Below are 20,338 nucleotides of genomic sequence, written 5' to 3'. Positions count from 1 at the left end.
AGGAAATCTTTTACCGTCGGCAAGTGGTGTGCAGCGGGCAGACTTGCGGACGATAAGGCTCAGGCCCGAGGGCCTGAGCAACAAATCGTGCGGTACTTTACCGGAGAAATGAGGTTTACGCGGTTTCTACCGTCGGAAAACTCTTCACCAGTTCGTCCAGGGCTTTGAGCTGGGCCAGGAATGGCTCCAGTTTGTCCAGACGCAAGGCGCAAGGGCCGTCGCACTTGGCGTTGTCCGGGTCCGGGTGGGCTTCGAGGAACAGACCGGCCAGCGACTGACTCATGCCAGCCTTGGCCAGGTCAGTGACCTGGGCGCGACGACCGCCGGCGGAATCGGAGCGACCGCCGGGCATTTGCAGCGCGTGGGTCACGTCGAAGAACACCGGGTATTCGAACTGCTTCATGATGCCGAAGCCGAGCATGTCGACGACCAGGTTGTTGTAGCCAAAGCTCGAACCGCGTTCGCAGAGGATCAACTGATCGTTACCCGCTTCCACGCACTTGCTCAGGATGTGTTTCATCTCATGCGGGGCGAGGAACTGGGCTTTCTTGATGTTGATCACCGCGCCGGTCTTGGCCATCGCGACCACGAGGTCGGTCTGGCGCGACAGGAAGGCCGGCAGCTGGATGATGTCGCAGACTTCAGCGACGACCGCGGCCTGCTCAGGCTCGTGGACGTCGGTGATGATCGGCACGCCGAAGGCTTGCTTGATGTCCTGGAAAATCCGCATGCCCTCTTCCAGGCCGGGGCCACGGTAAGAGGTCACGGAGGAACGGTTGGCCTTGTCGAAGCTGGCCTTGAACACGTAAGGGATACCGAGTTTCTCGGTGACCTTTACGTATTCTTCGCAGACCTGCATCGCCATGTCGCGGCTTTCCAGCACGTTCATGCCACCGAAAAGCACCATTGGCTTGTCGTTGGCAATCTCGATATCGCCTACACGGATGATCTTCTGCGCCATCGGATTTACGCCTTCTTCTGGTGTTGAACCAAAGCTGCTTTAACGAAACCGCTGAACAACGGGTGACCGTCGCGAGGTGTCGAGGTGAACTCAGGGTGGAACTGGCAAGCGACGAACCATGGATGATCCGGGGCTTCAACCACTTCTACCAGCGCGCCATCACCGGAGCGACCGGAGATTTTCAGGCCGGCTTCGATGATTTGCGGCAGCAGGTTGTTGTTCACTTCGTAGCGATGACGGTGACGTTCGACGATCACGTCCTTGGCGTAGCAATCGTGCACCAGGGAACCCGGTTCCAGCAGGCAATCCTGAGCGCCGAGGCGCATGGTGCCGCCCAGGTCGGACGATTCAGTACGGGTTTCAACCGCGCCGGTGGCATCTTCCCACTCGGTGATCAGCCCCACGACCGGGTGACCGCTGGCGCGATCGAACTCGGTGGAGTTGGCGTCTTTCCAGCCCAGCACGTTACGAGCGAACTCGATCACGGCCACTTGCATGCCCAGGCAGATGCCGAGGTATGGAACCTTGTTTTCACGAGCGTATTGAACGGCGGTGATCTTGCCTTCCACGCCGCGCAGACCGAAGCCGCCCGGTACGAGGATCGCGTCGACACCTTCCAGCAGCGCGGTGCCCTGGTTTTCGATGTCTTCGGAATCGATGTAGCGCAGGTTGACCTTGGTGCGGTTGCTGATGCCGGCGTGACTCATCGCTTCGATCAGCGACTTGTAGGCGTCCAGCAGTTCCATGTACTTGCCGACCATCGCGATGGTGACTTCGTGTTCCGGGTTCAGCTTGGCGTCAACCACGGCTTCCCACTCGGACAGATCGGCGCTGCCGCATTGCAGGCCGAAACGCTCGACGACGAAATCGTCCAGGCCCTGGGAGTGCAGGATGCCCGGGATCTTGTAGATGGTGTCGGCGTCTTCCAGCGCGATCACCGCACGTTCTTCAACGTTGGTGAACTGCGCGATCTTGCGACGCGAAGAGATGTCGATCGGGTGATCGGAACGACACACCAGCACGTCTGGCTGCAGGCCGATGGAACGCAGTTCCTTGACCGAGTGCTGGGTTGGCTTGGTTTTGGTTTCGCCGGCAGTAGCGATGTACGGCACCAGCGTCAGGTGCATCAGCATCGCGCGCTTGGCGCCGACTTCGAAACGCAATTGACGGATCGCTTCGAGGAACGGTTGCGACTCGATGTCACCCACGGTGCCACCGATCTCGACCATCGCCACGTCGGCATCGCCGGCGCCCTTGATGATGCGGCGCTTGATTTCGTCGGTGATGTGCGGGATGACCTGGATGGTTGCACCCAGGTAGTCACCACGACGCTCTTTGCGCAGGACGTGTTCATAGACACGGCCGGTAGTGAAGTTGTTGTTCTGGGTCATGGTCGTGCGGATGAACCGCTCGTAGTGGCCCAGGTCCAGGTCGGTCTCGGCGCCGTCGTGGGTGACGAACACTTCACCGTGCTGGAACGGGCTCATGGTGCCCGGGTCAACGTTGATGTACGGGTCCAGCTTCAGCATGGTGACCTTAAGTCCCCGCGCCTCCAGGATGGCCGCCAATGAAGCCGATGCGATGCCTTTCCCCAATGAAGAAACAACACCGCCCGTGACGAATATGTAGCGCGTCATGAAAAACCCTAGAAGTCTGCGTTAAAGCGGTCCGAGCCGCCGGGGAAAGCGAAGGAAGGCCGAAGCCCCCGATCACCTGCATTAATCACAGTGCACCTTTCAAAAAAACCGCCGCGTTGGGACAGACCGGCAGATGGGACACCGGTACGTTGCTCGCTACACATTTTTTGGAATCGCCCAGCAAAGACTGCTTGGTAATCGGCAACTCCTGCAATTCAGTCGAATCCACAGAAGTTGTATCAAGAAGGGAGCGTAGTCTACCGGAAAGCCCCTTTCAGCTCAAACCTTGATCTTCGCAAGGTGGCTGCCAATGCAAATGCCAGCCCCACTGCTCACTGCCACTCAAGCCCCGCACATTAGCCACCGCCAGCAATTCTCCGGCGCGATAGACCAGCGGCAATCTGCCACGGACGAAGCCTGGAATACCGCGTTCGTTGAGCAAACGCTTGAGATCCCGGTGCCCGCGACCAGACAGACTCATGACCTCGCCTCCTTCACGATAGCGGATCTGCAGCGGGCCAGCGGGGATTTGGCCGGTGAAGGTGAGCACGCCATTTTCCGGCAATGCCAGCGCAGTCGAGGGGTCAGCCCAGACGCTGGCGGAGGGCGGAATGCGCAGCCAGCAGCCCGAAAGCCACCAGATACGCCCACCCGCCCGATGTAATTCGCCCTCCGCCAATCGCCAGATTGGACGGGCATCAACCGTGGCATCGCGCAAATCATCCCAACCCGACCAATGGTCGCTATCCGGCAACCGCGTCAACGCTGTGAGCCAGTGACTCACTGCGTTGCGCTGGCGCGCGGCAGAAAGTTTTGTCAGCGGCGCCAACTCCAGGGACGGCAACCCCAGCCAATCGAAATCGCTGACGGTGCTCGCGCTGACCAGATCGATTTGCGCCAGATCATCGAGCAACCCCTGCGCTTCGCTCAGATGCGCGGCGCTGCGGGCCATGGTCGTCATCGCTTGCGGCCAGCGCTCGGTCAATACCGGGAACACTTGATGGCGCAGGTAATTGCGCGAGAAATGGCGGTCCTGGTTTGAAGGGTCCTCGATCCAGCTCAACTGATGCTCGGCCGCATAAGCCTCAAGCTCGGCGCGCGTGACATCGAGCAACGGGCGCAGAAGATGCCCGCGACCCAGGACGCGCTCGCGAGGCATGCCCGACAAGCCCCTCACTCCTGCCCCGCGCAACAGCCGAAACAGCAGGGTTTCCGCCTGATCGTCGCGGTGCTGCGCGGTGAGTAGCAGTTCGTTCGCTTGAGTGGCCTCAATGAACGCGCCATAGCGCGCATCCCGGGCGGCACGCTCAAGGCTGGCGCCGGGCTGAACCTGAACGCGAACCACCTGTAGCGGCACGCCCAGAGCATCACAGACGGATTGGCAATGTGCCGGCCACGCATCGGCCGCAGCCTGAAGGCCATGGTGGACATGGAGGGCGCTGAGCGCTGGCAGGGATTGGGTTTTTGCGAGGTGGGCGAGAAGGTGCAGCAGGACAGTGGAGTCGAGCCCGCCGGAGAAGGCGATGCGCCAGGTATTGGCGGTGCGCCATGGCGCGAGACTCAGCAGAAGCCTGGTAGACAGATCAATCATGGGCTGACTCATATCGATCACTCCACACAAAACAAATGTGGGAGCGAGCCTGCTCGCGATGGCGGTCTAACATTCAACTAATCGGTTGGCTGTTATACCGCTTTCGCGAGCAGGCTCGCTCCCACATGGGTGAAGCGCGGTCAGATCAGAGACCGTAGCTCATCAGACGCTCGTAACGACGGGCCAGCAGCGCCTCGTTATCGAACTTCTTCAGCATCGCCAGTTGCGAGCTGAGCTCGGCACGGATCGAAGCCGCCGCCGCCGCAGGATCGCGGTGCGCGCCGCCCAATGGCTCGCCGATCACTTTGTCGACGATGCCCAGGCCTTTCAGGCGCTCAGCGGTGATGCCCATGGCTTCAGCGGCGTCCGGGGCTTTCTCGGCGGTTTTCCACAGAATCGAGGCGCAACCTTCCGGCGAGATCACCGCGTAGGTCGAGTACTGCAGCATGTTCAGCTGATCGCAAACGCCGATCGCCAGAGCGCCACCGGAACCACCTTCACCGATCACGGTGGCAATGATTGGGGTTTTCAGGCGGGCCATGACGCGCAGGTTCCAGGCAATCGCTTCGCTCTGGTTGCGCTCTTCAGCGTCGATGCCAGGGTAAGCGCCCGGGGTGTCGATGAAAGTCAGGATCGGCATTTTGAAACGTTCGGCCATTTCCATCAGGCGGCACGCCTTGCGGTAGCCTTCCGGACGCGGCATGCCGAAGTTGCGGCGAACTTTCTCTCGCACTTCACGGCCTTTCTGGTGGCCGATGATCATCACCGGCTGATCGTCCAGACGGGCAATACCGCCCACGATCGCGGCGTCGTCGGAGAAGTGACGGTCGCCGTGCAGTTCGTCGAATTCGGTGAAGATGTGTTCGATGTAGTCCAGGGTATACGGACGTTTCGGGTGACGCGCGAGACGTGCGATCTGCCAGCTGGTCAGCTTGCCGAAGATGTCTTCGGTCAGCGTGCTGCTTTTGTCCTGCAGGCGGGAGATCTCATCGCCGATATTCAGCGAATTGTCGTTACCGACCAAGCGCAACTCTTCGATCTTGGCTTGCAGGTCGGCGATCGGCTGTTCGAAATCTAGAAAATTCGGGTTCATAGGCGTCCGTCTTGGGTCGACATCCAAGAGAGCTTGGGCCGGCCGGTTGTCTATTCGCGCCCTACCTTAAGGGACAGGCGCGTTCAGGTCGAGATTAAAAATGCTGGTCGAGATCGGGGCCTACGGATAGCCCCCGACCGTCAACGGTATTGGAGGAAGACGTTGTCTCGCCCGAACTGGTCACGCAAGGCTTGAATCAACGCATCCGCCGGGTCGATCCGCCAGGTCTCGCCAAACTGCAGCAAAGCCTTCGCATCGGGGCTCGTGTACTCCATGGTGATCGGGCACGCGCCGCGGTGACGCTTGAACAACTCACCCAGCCAGCGTAGCTGATCGCCCTTCAAATCCTTGGTCTGTAGCTTCAGGCGCAAGCTTTCGGCGAGGTTGGTGCGCGCATCTTCCATGCTCATCACCCGCTTGACCCGCAGCCGCAGGCCACCGGAGAAGTCGTCATTGCTGACTTCGCCTTCGACCACCACCATCGCGTCCGTCTGCAACAGCGATTGCGCCGAATGGAAAGCCTCGGCAAACAACGAGGCTTCGATCCGCCCGGAGCGGTCATCGAGGGTGATGAAACCCATCTTGTCGCCCTTTTTGTTCTTCATCACCCGCAAGGCGATGATCATGCCCGCGACGGTTTGCGTATCACGAGCCGGCTTAAGGTCGATGATGCGCTGGCGGGCAAAACGGCGAATCTCGCCTTCGTATTCGTCAATCGGGTGACCGGTCAGGTACAGGCCCAGGGTGTCTTTCTCCCCTTTCAGGCGTTCCTTGAGGGTCAGCTCCTTGGCCTTGCGGTGATTGGCGTAGACATCGGCGTCTGCCTCGACGAACAGTCCGCCAAACAAGTCGGCGTGACCACTGTCGTGGGTGCGTGCGGTTTGTTCGGCGGCCTTGATCGCCCCTTCCATGGCGTTCAGCAAGACCGCTCGGTTGCGGTCGATATTGGCCTGATAGGCTTTCTGCTCGTCATGGAAGTAAGGCCCCAGACGATCCAGCGCACCGCTGCGGATCAAACCATCCAGTGTGCGTTTGTTGATTCGTTTGAGGTCGACACGGGCGCAGAAATCGAACAGGTCCTTGAACGGACCGTTCTGACGCGCCTCGGTGATGGCTTCGACCGGACCTTCACCCACACCTTTGATCGCACCGAGGCCGTAAATAATTCGGCCTTCGTCATTCACCGTGAACTTGAACTCCGAAGTATTCACATCCGGCGCGTCGAGACGCAGCTTCATGGTGCGAATTTCTTCGATCAAGGTCACGACCTTGTCGGTGTTGTGCATATCCGCTGACAGTACCGCAGCCATGAACGGCGCCGGGTAGTGCGTTTTCAGCCAAGCGGTCTGGTACGACACCAGGCCATAAGCGGCGGAGTGGGATTTGTTGAAGCCGTAACCGGCGAATTTTTCTACCAGGTCGAAAATGTTACCGGACAGGTCCGGGTCGATATTGTTAGCGGTGCAACCTTCAATGAAACCGCCGCGCTGCTTGGCCATTTCTTCGGGTTTTTTCTTACCCATGGCTCGACGCAGCATGTCCGCACCGCCGAGGGTGTAACCGGCCATGACCTGGGCAATCTGCATCACCTGTTCTTGATACAGGATGATGCCGTAAGTCGGTGCCAATACGGGCTTGAGGCCTTCGTACTGATAGTCCGAGTGCGGGTACGCCAGTTCGGCGCGACCGTGCTTACGGTTGATGAAGTCGTCCACCATGCCCGATTGCAGCGGGCCCGGACGGAACAGAGCCACCAGTGCGATCAAGTCTTCCAGGCAGTCGGGCTTGAGCTTTTTAATCAGCTCTTTCATGCCGCGCGACTCAAGCTGGAACACTGCGGTGGTTTCGGCTTTTTGCAGCAACTGGTAAGTCGGCTTGTCATCCAGCGGGATGAACGCGATATCCAGCGGCGGCTCATCGACCTTGGCACGGTCGCGGTTGATGGTTTTCAGCGCCCAGTCGATGACCGTCAGGGTCCGCAGACCGAGGAAGTCGAACTTCACCAGACCCGCCGCCTCAACGTCATCCTTATCGAACTGGGTGACCAGACCATCACCGGCCTCATCGCAGTAAATCGGCGAGAAGTCAGTCAGCTTGGTCGGCGCGATAACCACACCACCCGCGTGCTTGCCGACGTTACGCACAACGCCTTCAAGCTTGCGGGCCATTTCCCAGATTTCCGCGGCTTCTTCATCGACCTTGATGAAGTCACGGAGGATTTCTTCCTGTTCGTAGGCCTTTTCCAGGGTCATGCCGACTTCGAACGGAATCATCTTCGACAGACGATCCGCCAAACCGTAGGACTTGCCCTGCACCCGCGCCACGTCACGGACCACAGCCTTGGCCGCCATGGAACCGAAGGTGATGATCTGGCTCACCGCGTTGCGGCCGTATTTCTCGGCCACGTAGTCGATCACGCGGTCGCGACCGTCCATGCAGAAGTCGACGTCGAAGTCGGGCATGGAAACCCGTTCCGGGTTAAGGAAACGTTCGAACAGCAGGTCATATTCCAGCGGATCGAGGTCGGTGATCTTCTGCACATAGGCCACCAGGGACCCGGCACCCGACCCCCGGCCAGGCCCCACGGGCACGCCGTTGCTCTTGGCCCACTGGATAAAGTCCATAACGATCAGAAAGTAACCGGGGAAGCCCATCTGGATGATGATATCCAGCTCGAAATTCAACCGGTCGACGTAGACCTGACGCTTGGTTTCGTAGTCTTCGGTGGTGTCTCGGGGCAGCAGAACGCTGAGGCGCTCTTCCAGACCATCGAACGAGACCTTACGGAAATATTCATCGATGGTCATGCCATCTGGGATCGGGAAGTTGGGCAGGAAGTGAGTACCCAGCTTCACTTCGATGTTGCAGCGCTTGGCGATCTCGACGGTGTTGGCCAGCGCCTCGGGAATGTCGCTGAACAGCTCGGCCATTTCCTCGGCGCTTTTGAGGTATTGCTGATCGCTGTAATTCTTCGAACGCCGCGGATCGTCGAGGGCGCGGCCCTCACCAATGCAGACGCGGGTTTCGTGAGCGGCAAAGTCTTCCTGCTTGATGAAACGCACGTCGTTGGTGGCGACCAGCGGAGCACCGATTTTTTCGGCCAGGGCCACAGCGCCGTGCAACTGCTCTTCGTCGTTGGGGCGGTTGGTGCGCTGGATCTCCAGATAGAATCGATCCGGGAACACGGCCATCCATTCGCGCGCGAGGTTTTCCGCTTCTGCCGGATTACCACTGAGCATGGCCAGGCCAATCTCGCCCTCTTTGGCCGCCGACAACATGATCAAGCCTTCGCTGGCTTCGGCCACCCACTCGCGCTCGATGATGACCGAGCCATTGCGCTGGCCGTCGATGAAGCCGCGGGAAATCAGTTCGGTGAGATTGCGATAGCCGACAGCGTTCATCGCCAGCAGGCTGATCCGGCTCAGGGCGTTGTCCGGGTCCTTGTTCGACAACCACAGGTCGGCACCGCAGATCGGCTTGATGCCTGCGCCCATGGCGGCTTTATAGAATTTGACCAGGGAACACATGTTGTTCTGGTCGGTGACCGCAACGGCAGGCATGTTCATGCCGACCAGGGTCTTGACCAGCGGTTTGATCCGCACCAGACCGTCGACCAGGGAATATTCAGTGTGCAGGCGTAGGTGAACGAATGAAGCCGGCATAGTGATCCTGTCTGTGAACGTGAAGACAACAAGGCCCGGATTGTACCGGGCCTTGGTAAAAACATCAGCCTTGCGACTAACTCTCGATCAGGTTTGCGCGAGCCTCGTAAGCCAGGCGCACCGGGGCGAATGAGCGGCGGTGAATCGGCGTTGGCCCCAATCGGGCCAGGGCTTCCAGATGAACGGGAGTCGGGTAGCCTTTGTGGCCGCCGATCCCGTAACCCGGGTAAATCAGTTCGAAAGCGGCCATTTCACGGTCACGGCTGACCTTGGCCAGAATCGATGCCGCAGCGATGGCCGGCACCTTGCCGTCACCCTGCACCACCGCTTCGGCGCGCATGGACAGTTTCGGGCAGCGGTTGCCGTCGATCATCGCCAGTTTCGGCTGGATGTGCAGCCCTTCGATCGCGCGCTGCATGGCCAGCATGGTGGCATGCAGAATATTCAGCTCGTCGATTTCTTCGACTTCGGCCCGGGCGATGCACCAGCTCAGGGCTTTTTCGCAGATTTCGTCGTAGAGCTTTTCGCGGCGGGCTTCGGTGAGCTTTTTCGAGTCGTTCAGGCCCAGGATCGGACGGTTCGGATCGAGGATCACTGCAGCCGTGACCACGGCACCGCAGAGCGGACCGCGACCGACTTCGTCAACACCGGCAACCAAGTCTTCCACTTCAGCGACCAAGGTGAAATCCAGCCCCATTTGCATGTTTGTCTTACTCATTTCACTTGGCCAATCAGTTTCAGCACGGCATCCGCCGCCTGGTTGGAGGCATCCAGACGCAAGGTCCGGTGGATTTCGTCGAAGCCACGGGTCTGTTCTTCGCCCCCTTCGATCAGCGGCGACAAGGTCTTGGCCAGGGCGTCGACCGTCGCATCGTCCTGCAGCAGCTCGGGCACCAAAAGACGCTGGGCCAACAGGTTCGGCAGCGAGATGTAGGGGCTTTTCACCATGCGCTTGAGAATCCAGAACGTCAGCGGCGCCAGGCGATAAGCGACCACCATCGGCCGCTTGTACAACAACGCCTCAAGGGTCGCTGTGCCGGAGGCAATCAACACGGCGTCGCAGGCTGCAAGGGCCAGATGGGATTTGCCATCGAGCAGGGTCAGCGGCAGATCGCGGCCGGCCAGCAACTCTTCAAGCTGCGCGCGGCGTTCGGGGCTGGAGCAAGGCATGACGAACCGAACGCCGGGGCGCAAGGCCCGCAGGCGTTGGGCGGTATCGAGGAACAATGCACCGAGACGGCCGACTTCACCGCCACGGCTGCCCGGCATCAGCGCAACCAGCGGCCCGTCAGGCAAACCGAGTTCTGTTCGCGCGGCGGCGCGATCGGCTTCAAGCGGGATCGCATCAGCGAGGGAATGCCCGACAAACCGCACCGGGACCCCCTTCTCTTCATAGAACTTCGCTTCGAACGGAAACAGCGTCAGCATCAGGTCGCAGCCTTCGCGAATCTTCAGCACCCGCTTCTGCCGCCACGCCCACACCGACGGGCTGACGTAATGCACGGTCTTGATCCCGGCCTGACGCAGCTTGAGTTCGATATTGAGGTTGAAGTCCGGTGCATCGATACCGATGAACACGTCCGGCTTCTCGGCGATCAGATCGGCAACCAGCTTCTTGCGGCGTGCCAGCAGTTCGCGCAAGCGGCCCAGCACTTCCACCAGGCCCATGACCGAAAGACGTTCCATCGGGAAATACGAAGTCAGGCCCTCGGCCTGCATCAGCGGACCACCGACACCGATGAACTCCACTGCCGGATGCTGAGCCTTGAGGGCGCGCATGAGGCCCGCGCCCAGAATGTCACCGGAAGCCTCACCCGCCACCAGCGCAATACGCAGATTAGCCATGATTAACGTGTGATGCCGCGGGTCGAAGACTGGATGGAATCACGAAACACCGCGACTTCAGGGAACTGGTCCGAAGGTTCGGCCAATTCGGCGAGTGCCTGCTCAACCGTCAGGCCCTGGCGGTAAACCACCTTGTAGGCACGACGCAGGGCGTGGATCGCATCTTCACTGAAACCACGACGACGCATGCCTTCGAAGTTCATGCTGCGGGCTTCGGCGGGGTTGCCGAACACCGTAACGTAAGCTGGAACGTCCTTGCCGATGGCGGTACCCATGCCGGAAAAGCTGTGGGCGCCGATGTGGCAATACTGGTGAACCAGGGTAAAACCGGACAGGATCGCCCAGTCTTCAACGTGCACATGGCCCGCCAACGCGGTGTTATTGACCAGAATGCAGTGGTTGCCGATTACGCTGTCGTGGCCGATGTGGGCATAGGCCATGATCAGGTTGTGATCGCCCAGGGTCGTTTCCGAACGATCCTGAACGGTCCCGCGGTGAATCGTCACGCCTTCACGGATGACGTTGTGGTCACCGATAACCAGACGTGTTTCTTCGCCTTTGTATTTCAGATCGGGCGTGTCCTCGCCTACCGAAGAAAACTGGTAGATCCGGTTGTGCTTTCCGATTCGGGTCGGGCCCTTGAGAATCACATGCGGCCCGATCACTGTCCCCTCGCCGATTTCCACACCAGCGCCGACGATCGACCAAGGGCCGACCTCGACACCTTCGGCCAGAACGGCCGTCGGATCGATGATTGCGCGAGGGTCAATCAAACTCATAGTTTGCGTTCCGCGCAGATGATTTCAGCGGAGCAGACTGGTTTGCCATCGACCGAAGCCTGGCACTCGAACTTCCAGATCTGACGCTTGCAGCTGATGAAGCGGGCTTCGAGGATCAATTGGTCGCCTGGAGTGACGGGCTGGCGGAAACGCAGCTTGTCGGAGCCGACGAAGTAGTAGAGCGTGCCGTCGGCAGGCTTCACGTCGAGCATTTTGAAGCCAAGGATACCGGCAGCTTGAGCCATCGCTTCGATGATCAATACGCCCGGCATGATTGGATGCGCGGGGAAGTGACCATTGAAGAAGGGTTCGTTGATGCTGACATTCTTGTAGGCGCGAATGCGCTTGCCTTCCACATCCAGATCCACGACCCGATCCACCAGCAGGAACGGGTAACGGTGAGGCAGGTATTCGCGAATCTCGTTGATGTCCATCATTTCGGGGGGAAGCCTATGTAAAGATTGGGAGCGCGCGACTGACGCGCGCCCCTCTAGCAAATCAAGGAGGCAGTCTAGCGGCTGTGCACACTTGATATGGAAATGGTATCAGCCATCTGATGAAGCATTACCGTCAGGGGTCACGTCCCCTACACGCTTTTCCAGCTGTCGCAGACGTCGCGCGATGTCATCGAGCTGACGGATACGGGCCGCGCTTTTGCGCCATTCGGCGGCTGGTTGCATCGCCGTACCGGAAGAATAGGCACCCTTTTCGGTAATCGAGTGGGTCACCATGGTCATCCCGGTGATAAACACGTTGTCGCAGATTTCGATATGCCCCACCAGCCCTACACCACCGGCGAGCATGCAATGCTTGCCGATTTTGGTGCTGCCGGAGATCCCCACACACGCGGCCATGGCAGTGTGATCACCGACCTGTACGTTGTGGGCGATCTGAATCTGATTGTCGAGCTTCACACCGTTACCCAATACGGTATCGGCCAGCGCTCCGCGATCGATAGCGGTATTCACGCCAATCTCCACATCATCACCGACCAATACACCGCCGATCTGGGCGATTTTCTGCCAGACACCTTTCTCGTTGGCAAAGCCGAAGCCTTCGCCACCCAGCACGGCACCGGACTGAATCACTACCCGCTTGCCGATGCGCACGTCGTGGTACAGCGTGACCCGCGGGGCCAGCCAGCCGCCTTCGCCGATTTCGCTACGGGCACCGATGAAGCAATGCGCCCCCACGGCCACACCGGCACCAATACGCGCGCCGCTTTCGATCACCGCAAAGGCACCGATGCTCGCCGCTGGATCAACCACTGCGTCCGAGGCCACTACCGCTGTTGGGTGAATACCGGCCGGCGCCTTGGGCTTGGGATCGAACAGATGGGAAATACGCGCGTAGGCCAGATACGGATCAGGCACCACCAATGCATCGCCGGCAAAACCTTCAGCGTCAGCGGCCTTCAGCAACAGGGCTGCGGCCCGGCTGTCGGCCAGGTATTTACGGTATTGGGGGTTTGCGAGAAAGCTCAACTGAGCTGGGCCAGCCTCTTGCAAAGTGGCTAGCCCAGTAATTTCTTTCTCCGGGTCGCCACGTAGCGTGGCGCCGAGGAACTCGGCCAACTGGCCGAGCTTTATAGTCGCTGTCATGGATTACTTCAGCTGATTCATGCGCTCGATAACCTGGCGAGTGATGTCGTACTGAGGTTTGACATCAATCACTGCGCCACGCTCGAAGACCAGGTCAAAAGCACCTTTCTTGATGACTTCTTCCACAGCGCTGTCCAGTTTCGGCTTGAGCTGCTTCAGCATTTCACGGTCGGCAACGGCTTTGGCTTCGTTCAGTTCCTTGGACTGGAACTGGAAGTCACGGGCCTTTTGCTTGAACTCGAGCTCAAGGCGTTCACGCTCGCCTTGCTGCATCTTGTCGCCGCCAGCCATCAGACGGTCCTGGATGCCTTTGGCGCTGCTTTCCAGCGTCTTGAGTTTGGACAGTTGCGGGCCAAACTTCTTCTCGGCATCCACAGCGTATTTCTTGGCCGCGTCGGATTCCAGCAGGGCCATCTGATAGTTCAGAACGGCGATTTTCATGTCGGCAAAAGCCGGACCTGCTACCAGTACGGTTGCCAGGAGAACCAATTGAGTCAACTTACGCACGATGCACTCCTACAAAATCCATTGTCGTTATTTTGAGGCAAACGCTTAGAACGTCTGACCAAGAGAGAATTGGAACACTTGAGTCTCAGCTTCATCCGGTTTCTTGATCGGCATAGCCAACGCGAAGCTCAGAGGACCCAGTGCGGTAACCCAGGTCACGCCCACACCGACGGAACTGGCCATGTTACTCAGGCTGATGTCGTTGCACTTTGTATTGGACGCCGAACCGTTTGCGTTGGTGGTGTCTTTGCACTGCGAGTCAAAAACGTTACCCACATCCCAGAATACCGAGGTACGCAGGGAGCGCTGATCCTTGACGAACGGCAGAGGGAACAGAAGCTCTGCACCACCCTGGATCAGGACGTTGCCACCAAATGGCAGTGGATCCTGGTCCGGGTCGAACGCCGTCCCCGGGTTCGTGCCACGACTAGGCGTACTGCGCGGGCCCAGGGTGCTGTCCTTGAAGCCACGAACCGAGTTGAAACCACCAGCATAGTAGTTTTCATAGAACGGCAAGCCGTCGGTCGAACCGTAACCGTCGCCATAGCCCAGCTCGGTGTGCAGACGCACAGTGTAGTTTTCAGACAATGGCTGGAACAACTGGCCACGGTAATCAACCTTGAAAAACGACAGGTCGCTGCCCGGCGTGGTGGTTTCCAGTGTCAGGCTCTGGGAACGTCCACGGGTCGCCAACACGCCTTTGTTCAGGGTGGACTCCGACCAGCCGGCCGACGCCTTGAAGTTCAGGTAGTTGTCGCCTTCCTTGTTCACGAAGTCGAAAATCTCGTCAACGGTGTACTGACCGGTCTTGATCTTGTCCTGTTGCACGCTCAGGCCAAAGGTCAGACGCGACGTCTCGCTGATCGGGTAACCGACGTTAACGCCAGCACCCAGGCTGTCTACGGCATAGCTCGCTACATCGACATCGAGGTCATCGTAGTCAGTGGTGCGATAGAAAGCGTTGTAACCCAGGCTCACGCCATCAGCAGTCCAGTACGGGTCGACATAACCGAAGTTATAGCGGCTCTGGTATTCACTGCGGGTCAAACCGATGCTGACCTTGTTACCCGTACCCAGGAAGTTGTTCTGGGTGATCGAACCACCGAGGATCAGACCGGCGCTCTGGGCGAAACCGACGCTGGCGGTGATCGAACCGGAAGCCTGTTCTTCAACGCTGTAGTTCACGTCAACCTGGTCATCGACACCCGGTACAGCCGGGGTTTCGACGTTGACTTCTTTAAAGAAGCCCAGACGCTCAAGACGGGTCTTGGATTGGTCGATCAGGTAGGTCGAAGCCCAACCGCCTTCCATCTGACGCATTTCACGGCGCAGCACTTCGTCTTCGGACTTGGTGTTGCCACGGAAGTTGATGCGGTTGACGTAAGCACGCTTGCCCGGATCGACGGCGAACGTGATGTCTACCGTGTGATCTTCATCGTGCGGCTGAGGCACGCCGTTGACGTTGGCGAAGGTGTAACCCTCGTTACCCAGGCGACGGGTGATCAGCTCGGACGTGGTGGTCATCAGCTTGCGCGAGAACACCTGGCCTTTCTGAACCAGCAGCAGGGACTTGACCTGGTCTTCAGGGACTTTCAGGTCGCCGCTCAGCTTGACGTCACGAACGGTGTACTTCTCGCCTTCGTTGACGTTGACGGTGATGTAGACGTGTTTCTTGTCAGGGGTAATGGACACCTGGGTCGAAGCGATATCCATGTTGATATAGCCACGGTCCAGGTAGTAGGAGCGCAGACGCTCCAGGTCACCGGACAGTTTTTCACGGGCGTACTTGTCATCGTTCTTGAAGAACGACAGCCAGTTGGTGGTCTTCAATTCAAACAGGTCGATCAGGTCTTCGTCAGGGAAGACCGTGTTACCCACCACGTTGATGTGCTGGATAGCCGCAACGGTGCCTTCATTGATGTTGACCTTCAGGCCGACGCGGTTACGCGGCTGCGGCACCACCTCGGTGTCGACGGTGGCCGAGTAGCGACCCTGAGCGACATATTGGCGCTGCAGTTCGTTACGCACACCTTCGAGGGTGGCGCGCTGGAAGATCTCGCCTTCGGCCAGACCGGATTGTTTGAGGCCCTTCATCAGGTCTTCAGTAGAGATCGCCTTGTTACCTTCGATCTCGATACTGGCGACCGACGGACGCTCGACTACCGTGATGACCAGGACGTTGCCATCGCGACCCAGCTGGATATCTTGAAAGAACCCGGTTTTGAACAGCGCACGAGTGGATTCCACCAGGCGACGATCATCCGCCTGTTCACCGACGTTTAACGGCAAAGCACCAAAGACGCTACCCGCGGAGACCCGCTGGAGGCCATTGACGCGAATATCAGAGATAGTGAAGGACTCGGCGTGAACTTCGGCGATCATCAATACGGTGAGAACCGCAGTTAGCAGCAGACGTTTCATGAAGTCCTTTCTTATTCCAACTGGCAATAAACAAACTGCCGCAAAATGCGGCAGATTCGCAATTCAGCGAAGTGTTACAGACGGCTCAAATCATTGACCAGAGCAAGCAACATCACCCCGACCACCAAACTGATACCTATCTGTATCCCCCAACCCTGCACCCGATCCGACAAGGGACGACCACGCGCCCACTCGATCAGATAAAACAACAAATGTCCCCCATCCAGTACAGGAATGGGCAACAAATTCAGAACCCCCAAGCTAATACTCAGATAAGCAAGGAAATTCAGGAAATCAGCGACACCCGACTGGGCAGAAGCGCCCGCCACTTTAGCAATGGTTATCGGTCCACTCAAGTTTTTTACCGAGAGCTCGCCGAACAACATTTTCTTGAGCGAATCGAGGGTCAGTACGCTCATGGTCCAGGTGCGTCGAGCACCCTCGCCAATTGCGGCCACCGGGCCATAACTGACCTCACGAATCATCTCTGGTGGCCAATCGACCGCCTTCACCCCTGCCCCCAGATAACCGGTAGGCGCCTTGCTCTCGCCGCGAGCGGCCAAGGTCACAGGGACGTCGATTTGAGCACCATCACGCTCAACGCGCAGCATGATTTTGGTATCCGGTTGCATACGGACCGTGTCGACCACCTGCTGCCAGTCATCGAGTGACTTGCCATCCAGCGCCAACAGCCGATCACCGGTCTTCAGGCCCGCAGCCTGTGCCGGCCCTTTCGAATCCAGTTCAGCCAATACGGGCGGCAACGCTGGACGCCAAGGACGAATACCCAGCGAACGAATCGGATCCGGTTCGTCAGCCCCCTTGAGCCATTTATCCAGCATCAGCTCACGGGGTGAATCCGCCGTGGAGCCCTGCTCACGCACCAGCAATTGTAGAGAACCACTCTCGCCAAGACGACGAACCAGTTGCAGATTGACTGCGGCCCAACCGGACGTTGGCTCGCCATCGATGGCAATAATTTCCTGACCAGCACCCAGACCGGCCTTGGCGGCGATACTACCGGACTCGACCGCGCCGATGACTGGCCGCACCTGCTCGCTGCCGAGCATGGCCAACACCCAGAAAAACACCATTGCCAATAGAAAGTTGGCAATCGGCCCGGCCGCCACGATGGCAATGCGCTGACGGACCGATTTGCGATTGAAGGATTGATCGAGCTGATCGGCCGGCACTTCGCCTTCGCGCTCGTCGAGCATCTTCACATAGCCGCCCAACGGAATGGCAGCCACCACGAACTCGGTGCCTTTCTTGTCGTGCCAGCGCAGCAGCGGCATGCCAAAGCCTACGGAGAAGCGCAGCACTTTGACCCCACAGCGACGTGCGACCCAGAAATGGCCGAACTCGTGGAAGGTGACCAGCACGCCCAATGCAATCAGGGTGCCGACAATCATATAGAGCGCGCTCATCTATTTTCTCCGCAATCCTATCCAGTGCCGCATGGGGCCAACGTATTGCAGCACTTACCGCCCGTGACGGTTCAACCATTGCACGGCGAGTACTCGCGCTTTCGCGTCGGCCGTAAACACCGCCTCGAGATCATCCAGCGCAACGACCGGCTCGAGGTTTAACACTTCCTCGATGATACTCGCGATTTCCGGGTAGCGAACCCGCCCGTCGAGAAACGCCGCGACAGCCACTTCATTCGCTGCATTAAGTATGGCCGGAGCACTATTGCCCGCTTCAGCGGCCTGACGCGCAAGGCGCAGGCAAGGGAAACGCTCTTCATCGGGCACCTCGAAATCCAGTCGCGCGATGGCAAACAGATCCAGCGGCGCCACACCCGAATCGATGCGCTCCGGCCAGGCCAGGGCGTTGGCGATCGGCGTGCGCATGTCCGGATTGCCTAACTGCGCCAGCACCGAACCATCGATATAGTCGACCAGCGAATGAATCACGCTCTGAGGATGAATCACCACTTCGACCTGGGACGGCTTGGCGTCGAACAGCCAGCAGGCTTCGATCAACTCGAGCCCTTTGTTCATCATGCTGGCCGAATCGACCGAAATCTTGCGACCCATGGACCAGTTCGGATGAGCGCACGCTTGCTCAGGGGAAACATGCGCCAGTTCGGCCATCGGCGTCTGTCGGAACGGACCACCAGAGGCTGTCAGCAGAATCCGACGCACGCCCACCGCGCCAAGCCCACGGGCGAAATCCTGTGGCATGCACTGAAAAATCGCGTTGTGCTCGCTGTCGATCGGTAGCAGCACCGAACCGCTTTTGCGCACGGCCTGCATGAACAGCGCACCCGACATGACCAGCGCTTCTTTGTTGGCCAGCAGGATCTTCTTGCCTGCCTCGACCGCCGCCAGGGTCGGACGCAAGCCCGCCGCGCCAACGATGGCCGCCATGACCGCATCGACCTCAGGGTCGGAAGCCACCTGACACAGCCCCTCTTCCCCAACCAGCACGCGGGTCGACAGGCCTGCGGCGCGCAAGTCGTGCTGCAAGGTTCGGGCAGCACCCGCTTCCGGTACGACGGCAAACTGCGGCGTATGGCGCACGCACAAAGCCAGCAGCTCACTCAGGCGAGTAAAACCGCTCAAGGCGAACACTTGATAACGCTCGGGATGGCGAGCGATCACGTCGAGGGTGCTCAGACCGATCGAACCGGTCGCCCCCAGAACGGTAATCTGTTGTGGACGGCTCACGGTGCAGCCATCCACAACAACACGGCGAATACCGGGATCGCGGCCGTCAGGCTGTCGATGCGATCCAGCACACCGCCGTGGCCCGGCAGCAAGTTACTGCTGTCCTTGATCCCCGATTGACGCTTGAACATGCTCTCGGTGAGGTCGCCCACGACCGAGATGAAGACGATCACTGCCGCACCGATCAGGCCCATCAGCATTTGCACGAAACTCCAGTCGCGCACAAATCCAACGATCGCCGTAATCAACAGACTCAGCAGCAAGCCGCCGTACACGCCTTCCCAGCTCTTGCCAGGACTGACCTGCGGCGCCAGCTTGCGCTTGCCAAAGGCCCGGCCGGAAAAATACGCGCCGATATCGGCACCCCAGACCAGCACCATCACCGCCATGATCAACCAGTTACCCAAGGGTTCCTGCTTGATCTGGACCAGACCCTGCCAGGCTGGCAGCAGGATCAGCAAACCGATCACCAGCTTGCAGGCGGCGCTGGACCAGTGCTCGCTGGAACGCGGATAAGTCAGCACCAGATACGTCGCCACGCCCCACCAGAGCACCGAAGCGCCCAGTACCCAGGGCGCGAGCCCCGGCAGGATGTGCATGACAAACAGCATCAAGGCGACCCCAACCGCGTAGCCCACGCGAATCGGCTGGGCGTTGAAGCCTGCCAGGCGAGCCCACTCCCATGCGCCGAGGGTCACGACCAACCCGATGAACAGCGCGAAGCCTGTACCCTCGAGCAGGAAAAACCCGCACAAAGCGATCGGCAGCAGGATCAGCGCAGTGATGATTCGTTGTTTAAGCATTAAAACCGGGCTCCAGCCTCGACCTGCTCGCTCGTTTTACCGAAGCGGCGCTGGCGAGAAGCGAAATCGGCCAGCGCGTTACGCATGGCGTCGTGTTTGAAGTCCGGCCAGAACAGGTCGGAGAAGTACAACTCGGCATAAGCCAGTTGCCAGAGCAGGAAGTTACTGATGCGGTGTTCGCCACCGGTGCGGATGCACAAGTCCGGCAACGGCAGATCGCCGGTGGCCAGACAGGTCTGCAACAGCTCCGGGGTGATGTCCTCCGGACGCAGATGCCCGGCCTGAACCTCCCGCGCCAGACGCTGCGCGGCTTGCGCGATGTCCCACTGACCGCCGTAGTTGGCGGCGATCTGCAAGACAAAGCGGTTCGCGCCGGCGGTCATCGCCTCGGCTTCACGCATGGCGACCTGAAGCTCGGGATGAAAGCGCGAACGATCACCGATGATGCGCAGACTGATGTTGTTGTCATTGAGGCGCTTGGCCTCGCGACGCAGCGCCTTGAAGAACAGATCCATCAAGGCACTGACTTCATCGGCCGGGCGCTGCCAGTTCTCACTGGAAAAGGCGAACAGGGTCAAGACCTCGACCCCGGCCTCGGCACACACCTCGATCACTGCGCGAACCGCATCGACGCCCGCTTTATGACCGGCGACACCGGGCATGAAGCGCTTTTTCGCCCAGCGATTATTACCATCCATGATGATCGCGACATGGCGCGGCACCGCGGACGGCGCAGTCTGCTTAGTCTTTTCCATGAAAACGCGAC

Annotated in this window: 16 protein-coding genes; all 16 read right to left on the bottom strand. The window is 59.3% G+C overall.

The annotated features are described in order from the left end of the window. Nucleotides 1-115: 115 nt before the first annotated feature. A complete protein-coding gene (kdsA, locus tag ACA051_RS06245; protein WP_421139262.1) occupies nt 116-961 on the bottom strand; it encodes a 3-deoxy-8-phosphooctulonate synthase in 846 nt (281 codons plus the stop codon). A 5-nt stretch (nt 962-966) separates the two neighbouring features. After that, on the bottom strand, nt 967-2,598 hold the full coding sequence (pyrG, locus tag ACA051_RS06240) for a CTP synthase (RefSeq protein WP_497308528.1): 1,632 nt from the start codon (nt 2,596-2,598) through the stop codon (nt 967-969). A gap of 274 nt (nt 2,599-2,872) precedes the next feature. Continuing rightward, nucleotides 2,873-4,201, bottom strand: coding sequence for a tRNA lysidine(34) synthetase TilS (gene tilS / locus ACA051_RS06235; RefSeq protein WP_497373958.1), 1,329 nt, complete (start codon nt 4,199-4,201; stop codon nt 2,873-2,875). Nucleotides 4,202-4,334: 133 nt separating this feature from the next. Then, complete coding sequence (locus ACA051_RS06230) at nt 4,335-5,282, bottom strand: acetyl-CoA carboxylase carboxyltransferase subunit alpha (protein WP_010462799.1); 948 nt, start codon at nt 5,280-5,282, stop codon at nt 4,335-4,337. 140 nt (nt 5,283-5,422) lie between these two features. Further along, nucleotides 5,423-8,944, bottom strand: a complete 3,522-nt coding sequence (dnaE, locus tag ACA051_RS06225; RefSeq protein ID WP_497308524.1) for a DNA polymerase III subunit alpha — start codon at nt 8,942-8,944, stop codon at nt 5,423-5,425. A gap of 76 nt (nt 8,945-9,020) precedes the next feature. Then, nucleotides 9,021-9,647, bottom strand: a complete 627-nt coding sequence (rnhB, locus tag ACA051_RS06220) for a ribonuclease HII (protein WP_497310545.1) — start codon at nt 9,645-9,647, stop codon at nt 9,021-9,023. A gap of 11 nt (nt 9,648-9,658) precedes the next feature. Next, nucleotides 9,659-10,789, bottom strand: coding sequence for a lipid-A-disaccharide synthase (gene lpxB / locus ACA051_RS06215; RefSeq protein ID WP_497308522.1), 1,131 nt, complete (start codon nt 10,787-10,789; stop codon nt 9,659-9,661). Nucleotides 10,790-10,791: 2 nt separating this feature from the next. Further along, nucleotides 10,792-11,568 carry an acyl-ACP--UDP-N-acetylglucosamine O-acyltransferase gene (gene lpxA / locus ACA051_RS06210; RefSeq protein WP_131059164.1) on the bottom strand — a complete coding sequence of 259 codons (777 nt, stop codon included), beginning with the start codon at nt 11,566-11,568 and terminating at the stop codon, nt 10,792-10,794. Then, a complete protein-coding gene (fabZ, locus tag ACA051_RS06205; RefSeq protein WP_008154051.1) occupies nt 11,565-12,005 on the bottom strand; it encodes a 3-hydroxyacyl-ACP dehydratase FabZ in 441 nt (146 codons plus the stop codon). Before fabZ ends, lpxA begins: the two co-directional genes overlap by 4 nt. A 108-nt stretch (nt 12,006-12,113) precedes the next feature. Further along, nucleotides 12,114-13,169 carry a UDP-3-O-(3-hydroxymyristoyl)glucosamine N-acyltransferase gene (gene lpxD / locus ACA051_RS06200; RefSeq protein ID WP_497373956.1) on the bottom strand — a complete coding sequence of 352 codons (1,056 nt, stop codon included), beginning with the start codon at nt 13,167-13,169 and terminating at the stop codon, nt 12,114-12,116. 3 nt (nt 13,170-13,172) lie between these two features. Then, nucleotides 13,173-13,676, bottom strand: coding sequence for an OmpH/Skp family outer membrane protein (locus ACA051_RS06195; protein WP_010462812.1), 504 nt, complete (start codon nt 13,674-13,676; stop codon nt 13,173-13,175). 45 nt (nt 13,677-13,721) lie between these two features. Continuing rightward, a complete protein-coding gene (gene bamA / locus ACA051_RS06190; protein WP_497373954.1) occupies nt 13,722-16,097 on the bottom strand; it encodes an outer membrane protein assembly factor BamA in 2,376 nt (791 codons plus the stop codon). Between the two features lie 74 nt (nt 16,098-16,171). Then, nucleotides 16,172-17,524: a sigma E protease regulator RseP gene (gene rseP / locus ACA051_RS06185; protein ID WP_497308516.1), complete on the bottom strand. Its 1,353-nt coding sequence runs from the start codon at nt 17,522-17,524 to the stop codon at nt 16,172-16,174. Between the two features lie 54 nt (nt 17,525-17,578). Continuing rightward, complete coding sequence (gene ispC, locus ACA051_RS06180; RefSeq protein ID WP_497308514.1) at nt 17,579-18,769, bottom strand: 1-deoxy-D-xylulose-5-phosphate reductoisomerase; 1,191 nt, start codon at nt 18,767-18,769, stop codon at nt 17,579-17,581. After that, nucleotides 18,766-19,572, bottom strand: a complete 807-nt coding sequence (locus tag ACA051_RS06175) for a phosphatidate cytidylyltransferase (protein WP_497308513.1) — start codon at nt 19,570-19,572, stop codon at nt 18,766-18,768. Before ACA051_RS06175 ends, ispC begins: the two co-directional genes overlap by 4 nt. Continuing rightward, a complete protein-coding gene (gene uppS, locus ACA051_RS06170) occupies nt 19,572-20,327 on the bottom strand; it encodes a polyprenyl diphosphate synthase (RefSeq protein ID WP_497308511.1) in 756 nt (251 codons plus the stop codon). Before uppS ends, ACA051_RS06175 begins: the two co-directional genes overlap by 1 nt. Nucleotides 20,328-20,338: the final 11 nt, after the last annotated feature.

It is taken from the genome of Pseudomonas sp. LBUM1669, from assembly GCF_059695705.1.
Note: the sequence above shows the minus strand (reverse complement) of the source record. Positions and strands in the feature narration are given on the sequence as shown.

Coding starts and splice junctions, on each gene's coding strand:
- kdsA (WP_421139262.1), bottom strand. CDS start 961: ATGGCGCAGAAGATCATCCGTGTAGGCGATATCGAGATTGCCAACGAC.
- pyrG (WP_497308528.1), bottom strand. CDS start 2,598: ATGACGCGCTACATATTCGTCACGGGCGGTGTTGTTTCTTCATTGGGG.
- tilS (WP_497373958.1), bottom strand. CDS start 4,201: ATGAGTCAGCCCATGATTGATCTGTCTACCAGGCTTCTGCTGAGTCTC.
- ACA051_RS06230 (WP_010462799.1), bottom strand. CDS start 5,282: ATGAACCCGAATTTTCTAGATTTCGAACAGCCGATCGCCGACCTGCAA.
- dnaE (WP_497308524.1), bottom strand. CDS start 8,944: ATGCCGGCTTCATTCGTTCACCTACGCCTGCACACTGAATATTCCCTG.
- rnhB (WP_497310545.1), bottom strand. CDS start 9,647: ATGCAAATGGGGCTGGATTTCACCTTGGTCGCTGAAGTGGAAGACTTG.
- lpxB (WP_497308522.1), bottom strand. CDS start 10,789: ATGGCTAATCTGCGTATTGCGCTGGTGGCGGGTGAGGCTTCCGGTGAC.
- lpxA (WP_131059164.1), bottom strand. CDS start 11,568: ATGAGTTTGATTGACCCTCGCGCAATCATCGATCCGACGGCCGTTCTG.
- fabZ (WP_008154051.1), bottom strand. CDS start 12,005: ATGATGGACATCAACGAGATTCGCGAATACCTGCCTCACCGTTACCCG.
- lpxD (WP_497373956.1), bottom strand. CDS start 13,169: ATGACAGCGACTATAAAGCTCGGCCAGTTGGCCGAGTTCCTCGGCGCC.
- bamA (WP_497373954.1), bottom strand. CDS start 16,097: ATGAAACGTCTGCTGCTAACTGCGGTTCTCACCGTATTGATGATCGCC.
- rseP (WP_497308516.1), bottom strand. CDS start 17,524: ATGAGCGCGCTCTATATGATTGTCGGCACCCTGATTGCATTGGGCGTG.
- ACA051_RS06175 (WP_497308513.1), bottom strand. CDS start 19,572: ATGCTTAAACAACGAATCATCACTGCGCTGATCCTGCTGCCGATCGCT.
- uppS (WP_497308511.1), bottom strand. CDS start 20,327: ATGGAAAAGACTAAGCAGACTGCGCCGTCCGCGGTGCCGCGCCATGTC.